This window comes from Paenibacillus sp. D51F (assembly GCF_053345695.1).
In genome coordinates this window covers 1-13724 of sequence record NZ_JBKFAO010000015.1, presented here as the reverse complement: position 1 = coordinate 13724, position 13724 = coordinate 1, and the positions used below count along the sequence as shown (strand labels likewise).

Sequence of the window (13724 nt, the reverse complement as noted above, 5' to 3'; positions counted from 1 at the left end):
TAATAGACGAGCTTTTCGAGAGGAGAGAGAACCATGGCTGTATTGGTAACGGGAGGAGCCGGTTATATCGGTTCGCATGCAGTAGCCGCGCTGCTGGAAAATGGCGAGGAGGTTGTCGTAGTCGACAACCTGCAGCAGGGCCACCGCGAGGCGGTGCTCGGCGGGAAGCTGTACGAGGGGGATTTGCGGGATGCCGGGTTCCTGGACCGGGTATTCGGCGAGAACTCCATCGACGCGGTCATCCATTTTGCGGCGAGCAGCCTGGTCGGGGAGAGCATGAAGGACCCGGGCAAATACTACCATAACAATGTCTATGGAACGCTGTGCCTGCTTGAAGCGATGAACCGCGCCGGCGTGCGCCGGATCGTCTTCTCCAGCACGGCGGCGACTTATGGAGAGCCTGAGCAGGTGCCGATCTCCGAGCTGGACCGCACGGAGCCGACCAATGCATATGGGGAAACGAAGCTGGCGATGGAAAAAATGATCCGCTGGTTCGACCGGGCGCACGGATTCCGGTTCGTATCCCTTCGATATTTCAATGCCGCAGGCGCTCACGAGAGCGGGCGCATCGGGGAAGATCATGATCCCGAGACGCATCTGATCCCGATCGTGCTCCAGACGGCTCTGGGCCAGAGGACTCATATCTCGGTATTCGGAGAAGATTACCCGACGGCAGACGGCAGCTGCGTCCGCGATTACATCCATGTCAGCGACCTTGCCGACGCCCATATGCTCGCCGTCAAGCGCCTGCGTCAAGGAGCGGACAGCGCCGTCTACAATCTGGGCAACGGACACGGCTTCTCCGTGAAGGAAGTCATCGAGATCGCTCGCCGGATTACGGGACGCGAGATTCCGGCGGTCATCGAGCCGCGCAGAGCCGGCGATCCTGCCGTGCTGGTCGCTTCTTCCGAGAAGGCCCGCAGTGAGCTAGGATGGAATCCGCAGCGCAGCGATCTGGAGAACATCATCGCCAGCGCTTGGCAGTGGCACCAGGCCAAGCCGCAAGGCTACAACAGCTAAACGGCTGTCAAGACAGGCCGTATTCCCGAGAGGAGAGCATTTCCATGAATGAAATTCCACTTATTCCGCATGAGCAGGATGTCTCGGAAGCAATCGGAAGGCTGGTCGCCTACGCGCTGGAGAGGGGCATGCTGGAGCCGCTGGACGCAGGCTCGGCGCGCAACTCGCTCCTTGACCTGTACGGTCTGGCTGCTCCAGCGGCAGGCTCGGAAGAGCTTCCGTCCTGGGAGCAAGGGCTGCTGGATGCGCCGAATGACGCCGACAGGGCCAAGCTGGCGGCAGGCTTGCCGGCAGCGGGAGCCGAGGCGCCGGAGCTGCTGCGGCCGCTTCTCGACTATGCCGCCGCATCCGGCATGATCCGGGACAGCGCTACGGAGCGGGATTTGCTGGATGCTCGATTGATGGGATTGCTCATGCCGCGGCCGTCCGAGACGCATGCCCGCTTCCGGGCTGCGGCAGCGGAGCGCGGCATCCGGAAGGCGACGGATGAGTTCTATCGGCTCAATATCGATGCCAACTACATCCGTCTCGACCGCGTCGCGCTCAATATGAACTGGATCCATCCGACGGCTTACGGACCGCTCGAAATGACCGTCAACTTATCCAAGCCGGAAAAGGATCCAGCCGAGATCGCCATGCTCAGAAGCATGCCCCCTTCGGCCTATCCGAAGTGCTTGCTGTGCAAGGAGAACATGGGTTATGCCGGAAGAGCCGATCATCCGGCCCGGCAGAACCACCGGATCCTGCCCTTGCGTCTGAGCGGCGAGTCCTGGTTCCTTCAATATTCTCCGTATGTGTACTACAAGGAGCATTGCATCGTCTTCCGGGCCGAGCACAGCCCGATGTCGATCACGCACCGCACTTTGGGCAGGCTGCTGGAATTCACGGAGCAGATTCCGCATTATTTCGTCGGCTCCAACGCGGATCTTCCCATAGTCGGAGGCTCGATCCTCAGCCATGACCATTTCCAGGGAGGACGGCATGTCTTCCCGATGGAAGAGGCGCCCATAGAGGAGAGCTTCTCCCATTCGTCCCGGCCGGACATTTCCTACGGAATCGTCCGGTGGCCGATGAGCGTGCTGCGGCTGGCGGGACGAGACCGGCGGCAGCTCGCCGAAGCCGCATCGGATGTGCTCGACGCGTGGAGAGGGTACAGCGATCCGGAGGCGGAGATCCATGCTTATACGGAGACGGGTGGAACGCGCATTCCGCATAATACGATTACTCCGGTGGCAAGGCGCAGGGAAGACGGAGTGTACGAGCTTGATCTCGTGCTTCGCAACAACCGGACCAGCGAGGAGCATCCCGAAGGCATCTTCCACCCGCATCGCCATCTCCATCATCTGAAGAGGGAAAATATCGGCCTGATCGAAGTGATGGGGCTGGCCGTGCTGCCCGGGCGGCTCAAGGCGGAAATGGAAATCATCGCTGCCTGCCTCTCCGGATCGCTGCAATGGAATGATGTCTCAGCGGGTGCGGACGGCGCGGCCATGGCTCCGCATGATCGTTGGTTCGCCGAGCTTCAGCATCAATGGGGCAAGACGATGGATCGCGAAGCCGCTATGCAAGCGGTTCTGGATTCCGCAGGAGACAAGTTCCTGCAGGTGCTGACCGATGCGGGCGTCTATAAGCGGACGGCTGAGGGCCGCGCTGCGTTCAAGCGGTTTGCCGCCGCTGCGGAGCTGCAGCCGGTCAACGGCTGAGCGGAACATATGGAGGCCGATGGACATGGCTGCACGAAAACGCAGAACGGTATTCAAGCCGTTTTGCGTTTTTTTATGCGCCAAATGAAAGAGAGAGCGCGAACGATGTCGAATTGGCTGGAAAAGGTGAACATTTTTTCGAAAGGGTAGAAGCATATGTTCAATAATGGCGAATAATAAGATGAAAATTAACGCATTCAAGCAAAAAAATAATTGTATAAGTCAAATTTCTATGGTATTTTTTAATGTATATTCGTTAATTAATAAATGATAATGAGACACATCATGATATTTGGAGGGGTAAAATTTGATGCCGATTATGCCGCTTGATGAATTTTTGAAGCTGGAATCCGATGAGCAAGTTGAGAAACTTAAGCGCTGGAAGACGGATTACACGCTGAAAGATATCCGGGAAGCTTGGGGCTTCAAGCATTCCGCTCAATATTACATGCTCCTTAAGAAGCTGCGCATTTACGAGCGCGTGGTCAACAAATCCGACAAGTTCTATCCGGACCAGCTGGCAGGCTCCAACACCGAAGCGGGCGAATTCGCTTACCTGCCGCGCGAGATCAAGCTGCCGGCCGATCAATTCGGCTATCAGCTCAACGTATCTCTTACGGGACCGGAGCTGGCCGACAAGCTCGAGCGGCTGGCGCAGTTCCTTCGCGGCGAGCAGAAGCTCGTGAGCGTGAAGCTTTCCGTGGAAGCGGCTGCCGAAGAAGCGGCTGCAAGCGAAGCTGCACCGGAAAAAGAAGCCGTCTAAACGGCGACAAGCCAAACACCCCCGCATGCATGGCATGCGGGGGTGTTGTTTTTGCTCTCCGGAGCCTTGCGGCCCGGACAGGGATCAGCGCGGCGCGCGGAGCTTGCCGAGCTCGGAGACGAGAGCTTCCACTTCACTGATGCTGAAGTTGGATTTGGACGATACGATTTCATAGAGTTCCCGGATATCCTCATAGCAGCCCGGTCCGAAGCTGGAAGCCTGCATGGCGGCCGCTGTGGCCATTTTCAGCTTGGTTTTGATGGCTTCGATCATGAATTCTACATTTTCCTGGGTCGGCTGGCTAAGGTCAGTCATGGAAAACCTCCTGCGGATATATGGCTTTCAACCATTGTACCATGAAAGCCGTTACCTTCCCATGCTGCGCCATCCCGCCGCAAATTGAACGGAGCCTGCGCTTCCGGTACAATAGAAGCAAACTAAACTGCCAGCGCAAAATGGGGGCGCGGATATGAAGCGGGAACTGAAGCAAATCCGTCCGGAAGACGCGGCCAAGTGGGCAAGGGTCGACGGGCGGGGTCTGGAAACGTTTTTTGAATCGGTTGCCGAGAAACATCCCTTGCGAGACGAGGTCGTCTTTCTATGCATCGGAAGCGACCGTTCGACGGGCGACTCGCTGGGACCGCTCGCCGGCTCCATGCTGCGGGAAAAAGGCTTTCCCCGGGTAACGGGAACGCTTGAGCAGCCATGCGATTCGGAGCAGGTCGGTCCGATTCTGGCGACACTCAGCGAGGCGGCATGCGTCATCGCCATCGATGCTTGCCTCGGCCGCTCGGAATCGACGGGGCTTTATCTCGTGCGCAGCGGTCCGCTTCAGCCGGGACAAGCCATCGGGCAGCAGCTGCCGCCAGTAGGAGACTACAGCGTCGCCGCTGTCGTCAATACTCAGGGGCATAAGCCCTATTGGATCATCCAGACGACAAGCCTTTACCGCGTGATCGGCATGGCGCAGGGAATCGCGGACGCAGCTGCGGCTGCCTGGCCTGCGGCTCCCTCGGACATGCCCGCGGAGGGCGGAGCGGACAGCCAATTCGGTTTCGCGAGCAGGTCGGCGGGCAGTCGCAGGGGCAATGACGCTTCTTGATGCCGGCTTTTATATGATGAACCATTGATGTGCACAAGCGGCGGAGCGGATGGAAGGATTCTGGAGAAGCGAAGTTCGAATTCCGAGTTCAACTTATCAGGATTAGGAAAGGAATGATCGAAGATGTCCGACCGATCGCTTGCAACCCGCAAGCTGACGCTGAGCAACGGCACGGAGCTGGCCTATAGAGACAATGGAGGCGCAGCGGGACAAGAGGATGTGCTTGTTCTTCTGCACGGCTTCTGCGGAAGCTCCGCCTATTGGGAGAAAGTGCTTCCGATTCTGGAAAAAAGGTATCGGGTGCTGACGCCGGATCTGCGCGGCCACGGCGGTTCTTCGGGAGCCCGGGAAGCGGTGCTCGGCATGGAGGAGCTGGCGGAGGATGTCGCCGCCCTCCTGGATGCGCTGGAAATTGGGCCGGCTGTCGTGCTGGGCCACTCGCTCGGAGGCTATGCAGCGCTTGCTCTGGCCGAAAGACATGCAGCCCTCCTGAAAGGATTCGCACTTGTCCACTCCACGCCGCTGCCGGACAGCGCCGAAGCGCAAGCCGGGCGCGACAAGGCGGCTGCGGCATTGCGCTCTGACGGCATCAAGCCCTTCGTGGACGGCCTTGTGCCGAAGCTGTTCGCGCCTGAGCGGGCCGAGTCCGAGCTTGCTGTACGGGCGAAGGAGATCGGCTACGGCACGTCGGCGGAGAGCGCCGCTGCCGTAGCGCTCGGCATGAAAGCCCGTTCCGACCGCAGCGGTGTCGTGGAGCAGTCGGAGCTGCCCGTGCTGCTCGTCGCCGGAGCCAAGGACGGCGTCATTCCGCCGGAGCGGGTGTTCGCCGCGCGCGGCAGCCGTTCCAGCACGATCGTACTGGAAGGCAGCGGGCATATGGGGATGATGGAAGCTCCGGAGAAGCTGGCGGAAGCGATCGATGATTGGATGCGGGAGAGCTTCCCGGCCAGCGAATAAACAGCCAGGCTGGATATTCCGGCGGCGGGAAGGAAGGAATTCATGTTCCAGCGGGATTATATCATGCGGATGATCGAGCAGCTCGGACAGGTAGCTGCGGCCGTGCTTGGGCTCAAAAAAGAATTGAGGCATGCCGAGGCGCTCCAGGCGATCGAGGAGCTGCTGGAGAAGCAGTTCCGGCTCAACTCGCGCCTGCTGCGCAGCCTGTCCGACGAGGATCTCGTCGCCATGCTGTCGCGCAGCGGGAATCCGGATCATGCCCAGCTGCAGGTGCTTGCCGTCCTGCTCCGCGAGGAAGCGGACCTGCTGCTGGAGCTTGGACAGGAATCCGCCGCCTTCGCGCTCAGGATCAAATCGCTCCATCTGTTCATGAGGCTGTCCCTGATGGGCGCGGAACGGATTGTGGCGGATCCGGACGAAGAAGCCGAACGCCAGCTTGAGGCGCTTGCTTCCTATGAGCTGCCCCCGGATACGAAGCGGCTGGCAGCCCGCTGGATGGAGCAGCGGGGAAATTTTGCCGGCGCCGAGGATCTGATGTTCGAGCTCGAGGAGGACGGGGAGCTGGCGCCGGGAGAGAACGAGGCGTTTTACCGCAGGCTGCTGCTTCACGACGATCGGCGGCTCGCTGCGGGAGGGGTTACCCGGCTTGAGCTTCTTACGGCTCTCAAGGAAGACCGTATAGGATAGGCGCTTCCAAGGTACAGGAAGGAAGCTGCCCTAACAATCACACGAGCAGTTCGGATCCTCCCAAGCGGGGCCCCGCGCCGGCCTGTTGCCGGAGCGGGGCCCCGCTTGGCGGAAACGATTCAAGAAGGAGTTATGGATGACATGGACAAGCAAGAGGAAACGACCGCCTGGGAGCAGGCGATAGGCGAAGCAGCCGAGAGAGGGGAGCTTCTTCAAGCTTCGATGAGCGGCCTGAGGAAAAGCTCGGACGAGGTCGCGCCGCGAACGGTTGTCAGGCCGGTCAAGCTGAAGTCGGGCTTCCGCTACCAGTTCGAGAGCCATCATAAGACCAAGGTGCTTCATGAGAATCTCGAGCCGGAGGCCGCAGTTGCGCGCATCGTCCTGCTCATGAAGGAGCATTACCGTCAGGCGATCTTCAAGACGCCGGAGGCCGATCTTCAGCTTCTGCTGAACAAAAAGGGCAAAGCGGCGCTGCTCCGGAAGCCGGCAACCGCGAAGATGGCGGAGGGCGGACCGGCTTCCCATGACCGCACGAAAAAGCGGATGCTTGAAGGCTCCATGCCGGCGCCGTTCCTTGTCGAGCTCGGCATCATGACTGCCGAAGGCCGGGTGAAAGCGGACAAGCAGGACAAATATCGCCAAATCAACCGTTTCCTTGAAATGGTGAACGATGTGGCCGACCAGCTGCCTGAAGGCCGGGAGCTGAAGATCGTCGACTTCGGCTGCGGCAAGTCCTATCTCACCTTTGCCTTGTACCACCTGCTCGCGATCGAGCAGAAGCGCTCCATTTCCGTCATCGGGCTGGATCTCAAGGAGGATGTCATCGCTTTCTGCTCCTCGCTGGCGGACAGGCTCGGCTATGAGTCGCTTCGCTTCCAGGTGGGAGACATCGGCCGCTTCGGCGAGCTGTCGGCCGCGGACATGGTCGTCACGCTGCATGCCTGCGACACGGCAACCGATGCGGCGCTGGCCAAGGCGGTCGGCTGGGATGCTTCCGTCATCCTGTCGGTGCCATGCTGCCAGCACGAGGCATTCGGCCAAATACGCAGCGAGGAGCTGGCTCCGCTCCTGGGGCATGGCCTGCTGAAGGAGCGGTTCGCGGCGCTGGCGACGGATGCGGCCCGGACGGCGCTGCTGGAAGCGGCAGGCTATTGGACTCAGGTGCTGGAGTTCATCGATCCTGAGCATACGCCCAAAAACCTGATGATCCGCGCGGTCCGCAGAAACAGCTCGCCAAGCGGCAAGCTCGAAAGGGAAAAGCTGCTGGAATACCGCCGTTATCGGGACAGTCTCAATCTGGATCCGGCTCTCGAGCGGGAGCTTGCGGCGGCCGGAAGGCTTCCTTCGCTATAGATCCTTTCCTTCCTATTATCGATATCTACAGAGAACCTTGTTTCTTTATCGAAACAGGGTTCTCTGTCGCGCTTAATTGAGGGTAGCGGACCCTGCCGCCTGTGATATAATGGAAGACAATGGATTTTTAAGCGAATGGGTGAAGCAATTGGAATCATGGATATGGGCTGATTTCAGTTTGTTCGTGTTTATGCTTGGCCTATTTTTCTATCTCTTTCTCCATAACCCTATGACGCGACTACATAAGGTATATTTGCTTTTTCACTTCTCCATGATGCTCTGGCCGCTGACTCAATTCGGAGCCAAGACGACGGACAATCCCCATTTCCAGCTCTTCTACATTTCGGCTTCCTTCTCGTCCCTTTCGCTGCAGGGAGCCGGCTGGCTCGTACTCACCTTCTTCCTTACAGGCCAATCGTATTTGCTTACCCGCAGGGCATCCGCAGCACTGGCCGTCCCCGTCGCCCTGACGGTGATCGGCATAATGGCCAATCCGAGGGGGATGTTCGTCCGGACAGGCGGAGACGTATGGTCGCAGAGGGAGTACGGCCCCATTTTCTGGTTCATGGTCGCCGAGATTGTCCTGCTCTGCCTACTGTCCATGATCTGTGTCGTGAAAGCGCTGCGCAAGGGGGTGACCCCCAGGCATCGGAGCCAGGTAGGGATGGCGCTCAAGGGAATGCTGCTCTTCCTGGCCTTCGGATGGGCCGATCTCCTCGTCAATGTCTTGTTCAGCGAGTACTTCCCCGATATTCCCGGCATTACCTCGCTTGGACTCGCTCTTTCGGCCTTATATTTCACCACGTCGATCCAGCGCTACCGCGTTTTCGATATCGTGCGGATCGCACAGAAAGATATCTCGGATTCGCTTGCAGCCGGTCTGGTCGTCATCGATGCGCATGACGTGGTGCTGGAATGCAACCGTTCGCTGGAATCGTACATGCCGGCGAAGACGGGGGACCGGGTCGATCTGGCGGCATTCCTTCGAGAATGCGGTACGAGCACCGCGGAAACGGAAGCCTTCATGGCCAAGTATGGATCCGTCATACCGGAGCGGGTGCAGATGGAGCTGGCCATCCCAGGACCGGATGCCTTCGGAATGAGGCATGTCCTTCTGGATGCTTCCCCCATCCTCTCCGGGACGAAAGAGCTTCTCGGCAGGGTGATCTCCATGCAGGATGTGACGGAGATCCGTTATTTGGTGGAAGAAAAGAACAGGCAGAACGAGATGTTGCAGCATCGCAACAGAGAGCTCGTCCAAATTCAGGAGGAGCTGTTCAAAGCGAACCTGAAGCTGGAGCAGATGGCGACGACCGACAGCCTGACCGGCTGCTACAACAGGCGGTTCCTGATGCAGAGGCTGGAGCATGAGATGGCGGCCAACATCCGCTATCACATTCCTTTCGCCGTCATCATGTTCGACATCGACCTGTTCAAGCAGATCAACGACAGCTACGGCCATATTATCGGGGATGAAGTGCTGTTCGGCACGGCGGAGGCGGTAAAGGGCATTCTTCGCAGATCCGATCTTCTGGCCCGCTACGGAGGGGAGGAATTCGCCATCTACTTGCCCCACACGAACCGGCAGCAGGCGGAGAAGCTGGCCGAACGGCTCAAGGAGACGGTGGAGAGCAACCGCATCATGACGGGAAAATCGGGACTTTCCATATCGGTTACGATCAGCGTAGGCGTGTTGTCCGTCGAGGGCCGCCAGACTCCTTCGGATGCAAGGGAATCCACGGCTTACATCCGGCATTTGTTCGAGCAGGCGGATGCGGCTCTGTACGAGGCCAAGAACAACGGGCGCAATTGCATCGTAGGCCGCAAGCTCGCTTGACGGCCTTATGGGACAGATGACCCCCTTAAAGGCATGACACGACCGCGAATTTTCTGATAGAATAGAACCAATTCCTGCAAGTTCAATTTTAGCTGCAAGAAGGCATGATATTCTAAAAGCGGAGCCGTAAGTCATGAGAAAAGTACTAGTTAGCAGCGTACAGCCGGGCGCAAAGCTCGCAAGGCCAATCTTTCGCGAGGATGGCAACATTCTGCTCGGAGTGGGCATGGAGCTCAGCAGCCGGTACATCCAGCGATTGACCGAGCTTGGCATCGACATCATATTCGTGGAGGATGCGCTTACCGAGGGCATCGAGCCGATCGAGACGATCCGGGACAGCACAAGGCGGAAAGCCGCGGAAGCGATGCACAAGCTGATGACGGTCCAGATCAGTCAGCCGCAAGCTCGGGGCAGAGCCGCTCTTCCGGAGATGGGCAGGACGTTCCGATCCGTCTTCGGCGATATCATGAACGATGTCCAGACCCGGGAGGACGTATTCGTCGAGCTCGGACAAATTCATACCCACGATTCCTATTTGTTCCAGCATTCCATCAATGTGGCCGTGCTGGCGGGCATTATCGGCATTGCCAAAGGGTTCAACCGCAACCAGCTCGAGGAGCTCGGCATCGGGGCGCTTCTGTTCGACATCGGCATGACGCGCGTACCGAAGCCGCTGCTGCAGAAGCCGGGGCCTCTGACAGCGGAGGAACGGAAGATCGTCGAGAACCATACCGTGGAAGGCTTCGATCTTCTCCGCAAGCAGCATGACGTGTCCCTGCTCTCCGCGCACTGCGCTCTTCAGCATCATGAACGTTATGACGGGAGCGGCTATCCCCGAGGGATCAAGAAAGACGAGATTCACATCTATGCCCAGATCGTCGGCATCGCCGATGTGTTCGATGCGCTGACCGCGTCACGGCCATACCGCAAAAGATACACGCCTTCCGAGGCGATCGAATTTTTATTCGCATCCGGCAACACCTACTTCGATCTTGATCTGGTCCGACTGTTCTGCAATCATATTTCCATGTATCCCGTCTCCACGACGGTGGAGCTGAACACGGGGCAGATCGGCGTCGTCTCCAAAAACTTCCAGGTCGCCGTGCATCGTCCGATTGTTCGCGTCATCAAGGAAGCAGACGGCTCGGAGCCGTCCGTACCGTACGATATCGACCTGCGGACCGAGCTGCATCTGACCATAATCCGGGAAGTTTAGTTTTTGCCAAGGCACCCTACAGGCTCAGGAGGAATGTTCCATGATGCAAATGCCGGAATCATCGCTATCCCCTCAAGCAGAGCCGGATCGGCAGTCTGGAGAAGACAGCACCTGGCTGGAGCAGACATTGATCCCTTCGCTTCTGCTCGGCAGCCGGACGATGGTCGAGCAAGACGGCTTAATCGAGGAAGGAACGCTTACTTTGATGGAGGGCGACCTCATCGAGGTCGGAGTTGCAAATCCCCAGCTGTTCGTGCTGGGCAAATCCGTCTGGCTCAGCGTGGAGTCGGTTTCCGGGATGTATCGGATGCCTTCGCGGGTGATCGGACGCCGCGACGGTTCCCTCGCCTTGCTGTTTCCTTACGAGCGGTATTTGCTTCCGGAAGAGAAGAGGATCCATCCGCGGATCGAAGTGAATTGCGCCGGCCGACTGCTGGTCGGAGACCGGAGCGGGAACCGCAAGCCGACCCGCACGGATCTGCTCCGCTTCCAATGGTCGGATGAGCTTCGCCACAACGGGCTCGACGAGGCGCTGCTGCAGAAGCTGGAAGAGCTGATGGACGAGGAAGATCTTTCCCATCTGGAGCAGCAGGACGAGCTTCGCCGCAAGAAGGCGGCGCTGGCCGAAATCACGGTATGCAACATCAGCCTGGAGGGCGTGGGATTCAGGGCGTCGAAGGAAATCGATCTGCCCTGCTCCGGCGAAGTGGAGGCCGTCCTTGACCTCGGGTTCGAGCTTCATTGCAGGCTTGAGGTGTTGTGGAGGCAGGACGCCGCAGGCGCTCCCTCCTATGGAGCGAGATTGGGAGCACTGGAGCCGGAAGCGGCCCGTCAGCTCCGCGCTTTCATCGTCCATGAGCAGATGAAGCAATATTATTTGGCCCGCAGAGCCGGACGGCAAGGTTCGGAGGATGGGACTATGTAATAGGATTGCCTGAGATCATCCCGGGTGCTGCCGCTTGCAGAAGCCGGGATGATTTTTTTGCGCCAAAAGCCTGCTCTGCAGGCTTTTTTTGTTTTCGCCAAAGACGAAGACAAACGCAGCTTCATGGATTCCTTGAACGAGAGGGCTCAAAAAGGGATTCTCTGAAAAGAAGGTATGGAGGCCGGGAGAGCGGCAACAATGGGAGCAGAAGGGGGGCTGCCGCATGCATTCGGAATCCGGCGGAAAAAGCGTCCAGCAATCGGAGGAAGTTCCTGCGCGAAAAAGAGGCCGGAATGCGCTTGGACGCATCCGGCAGAACGGGATATCCTTGCGCGGAGCGGCGGGAGCGGCGGGAGCGGCGGGGGCTGCGGCTTGCGCAGCGCTGCTTGTCTGGGTGATGAGCCGGGCGGGAATGTACTTCGATGAGCGCTACTACGGCTTGCAAACGATGCTTTGCCTAGCGGCGGCAGCTTCGCTCCTCGGTGCAGGGATTAGGCGGCAAGCGCAGGGAAAGATACGGCCGGGGCCGAGGCGGGGAGCGAGCAGGATGGACAGGCTGCTGACAGCGGCCTGTTTCCTTGCTGCGGCATTGTCGGCGCTTTGCGTTGTCGGGCTTGCTTTCTCGCCTGTTTCGGTGCGAGGCAGCCTGAATGAAGCGCTCCGCTGGAGCGTGCTGGCCGCACTGATCGTGCTGCTGCGAACTCGGCTGGCCGGAAGCCGCAGTGTGGCTGCCGGCATTCAGCTGTTCGCGGCAGCCGCTGTTGCCGTCTCTATCGCTGCGTGGTTCGGCTGGATTCGCGGAACCGATTATATTATGTTCACGGCGGATGAACGGTTGTCCTCATCAGGCATGAGACTGGCGGGCTGGCTGCAGTACAGCAATTCCCTCGGGGCTTTTATGGCGTCGCTCCTTATGTTCCAGTGGATGATCCTCGCCGGCGGCAATCGCCTGCTCCGCTGGAGCGCTGCGCTTCTCGCCGCGCCTTGCTTAGCCGTGCTGGTGCTGACGGAGTCGCGAGGCTCATGGGCGGCTGCAGGAGCCGGCTTGCTGCTCGGGATGCTGCTTGCTCCAAGAGACATCCGATGGCGGTGGCTGGTGTCTGCCGCCGGGACTTTGCCGGGGGGAGCGGCGCTGACGGGATTAGCCTACCGCCTCGGGCCTGCCGCCTGGGGCATTCCCTCCGCCGAAACGCGGTTAAGCGAGGCGGCGGCTTGGGCAGCTGCTCCGGCTGTGCTCGCTGTCGGCGCATTATTCATGCTGCAGCTGGTTTCTATGTGCCGGAGAGAGGTTCCGTCCGATCCTATTTCCAAGCCTCTGGCTGAAAATCTATCCCGATCTCCCATCGAAGCTGCTTCGAGCCGGGGGGAGCGAGGTTGGAGGAGCCGGCTTTTTACGAAGCCTTTGATTTGGAGGCTGCTCGCACCAGGAGGCTTCCTGTTGGCGGCAGCGCTGCTGTGGCTGCCTTTGAGTCCTGTCCATCGGGCGGCCGCTTCGCATGAGACGGGGTCATCGCGGCTGATGTATTACCTGGATGCTCTAAGCATCGCGGCGAAAGCTCCTTTTCTAGGGACAGGAGGGGATTCGTGGCGGAGCCTGTACCGCTCTGTGCAGCGAGTTCCGTATACGGGAAGCGAAGTCCATAGCGGCTACCTCGACCAGCTTATGGATCATGGAGCCGCAGGGTTGCTCCTGATGCTGCTGTTTGCCGCTGTCTTGCTGGCATTGGCCGCTTCGGGAAGAAAGGATGGTGCCGCGGCGCCTGCGGCGCTGCTTCTGCATGCCGCGGCGGACATCGATATGTCGTACGGACTGTTCTGGATCTTCCTTATTTTCCTGGCTGCCGGAAGCGCCTCGATGGGAGCGGGAGGGGACGCGAGGGAAACGGTGCTGGAATGCAATGTCTCTATCATGCCGGCAAAAGAGAGAGGGGCGCCTATTATGAATCGGCGCGAAATGCCAAGCATCGCGCGCCGGGCCGCGCTGCTGCTGTTCGCCTGCTGGCTGGCGGCCGCTGCCGCCGCCAGCCAGCAGTCCGGCCGCGCCGTGCGGCTGCGCGAAGCCGCCTCCGGCGCGGCCGGCGCCGCGCGCATCGCGCTGCTGCGCGCGGCGGGCGAGGCGGACCCGGCATGGACCCGGGTCCGCCTCCTCCTGGCGCCTCTC

11 protein-coding genes and 1 pseudogene are annotated in these 13724 nt (G+C 59.5%); 11 read left to right on the top strand and 1 reads right to left on the bottom strand.

Features of this window, described 5'->3' with window-relative positions:
• Positions 1-33: 33 nt before the first annotated feature.
• From galE to ACLBWT_RS20365, 3 genes are all read left to right on the top strand, one after another.
• Positions 34-1020 (top strand): UDP-glucose 4-epimerase GalE, encoded by a 987-nt coding sequence (gene galE / locus ACLBWT_RS20375; protein WP_447664962.1) that lies wholly within the window; start codon positions 34-36, stop codon positions 1018-1020.
• Between the two features lie 44 nt (positions 1021-1064).
• On the top strand, positions 1065-2723 hold the full coding sequence (locus ACLBWT_RS20370) for a UDP-glucose--hexose-1-phosphate uridylyltransferase (protein WP_447664961.1): 1659 nt from the start codon (positions 1065-1067) through the stop codon (positions 2721-2723).
• A 310-nt stretch (positions 2724-3033) separates the two neighbouring features.
• Complete coding sequence (locus tag ACLBWT_RS20365; protein ID WP_447665018.1) at positions 3034-3486, top strand: hypothetical protein; 453 nt, start codon at positions 3034-3036, stop codon at positions 3484-3486.
• 84 nt (positions 3487-3570) lie between these two features.
• On the opposite strand, the gene ACLBWT_RS20360 is transcribed toward ACLBWT_RS20365, so the two are convergent.
• Positions 3571-3801 (bottom strand): DUF1128 domain-containing protein, encoded by a 231-nt coding sequence (locus tag ACLBWT_RS20360; protein ID WP_021879974.1) that lies wholly within the window; start codon positions 3799-3801, stop codon positions 3571-3573.
• A gap of 154 nt (positions 3802-3955) precedes the next feature.
• Between ACLBWT_RS20360 and yyaC the strand changes: the two genes are divergently transcribed.
• The 8 genes and pseudogenes from yyaC to ACLBWT_RS20320 form a co-directional block, all read left to right on the top strand.
• Positions 3956-4588, top strand: a complete 633-nt coding sequence (gene yyaC, locus ACLBWT_RS20355) for a spore protease YyaC (protein WP_447664960.1) — start codon at positions 3956-3958, stop codon at positions 4586-4588.
• A gap of 123 nt (positions 4589-4711) precedes the next feature.
• Positions 4712-5545, top strand: coding sequence for an alpha/beta fold hydrolase (locus ACLBWT_RS20350; RefSeq protein WP_447664959.1), 834 nt, complete (start codon positions 4712-4714; stop codon positions 5543-5545).
• 42 nt (positions 5546-5587) lie between these two features.
• Positions 5588-6232: a DUF6483 family protein gene (locus ACLBWT_RS20345; RefSeq protein WP_447664958.1), complete on the top strand. Its 645-nt coding sequence runs from the start codon at positions 5588-5590 to the stop codon at positions 6230-6232.
• Between the two features lie 141 nt (positions 6233-6373).
• A complete protein-coding gene (locus ACLBWT_RS20340) occupies positions 6374-7585 on the top strand; it encodes a class I SAM-dependent methyltransferase (RefSeq protein ID WP_447664957.1) in 1212 nt (403 codons plus the stop codon).
• A 109-nt stretch (positions 7586-7694) separates the two neighbouring features.
• Positions 7695-9422: a diguanylate cyclase gene (locus ACLBWT_RS20335; protein ID WP_447664956.1), complete on the top strand. Its 1728-nt coding sequence runs from the start codon at positions 7695-7697 to the stop codon at positions 9420-9422.
• Between the two features lie 133 nt (positions 9423-9555).
• Positions 9556-10638, top strand: a complete 1083-nt coding sequence (locus ACLBWT_RS20330; protein WP_447664955.1) for an HD-GYP domain-containing protein — start codon at positions 9556-9558, stop codon at positions 10636-10638.
• Between the two features lie 40 nt (positions 10639-10678).
• Positions 10679-11563: a hypothetical protein gene (locus tag ACLBWT_RS20325; RefSeq protein ID WP_447664954.1), complete on the top strand. Its 885-nt coding sequence runs from the start codon at positions 10679-10681 to the stop codon at positions 11561-11563.
• Between the two features lie 223 nt (positions 11564-11786).
• A pseudogene (locus ACLBWT_RS20320) lies at positions 11787-13724 on the top strand (hypothetical protein); the annotation flags it as partial.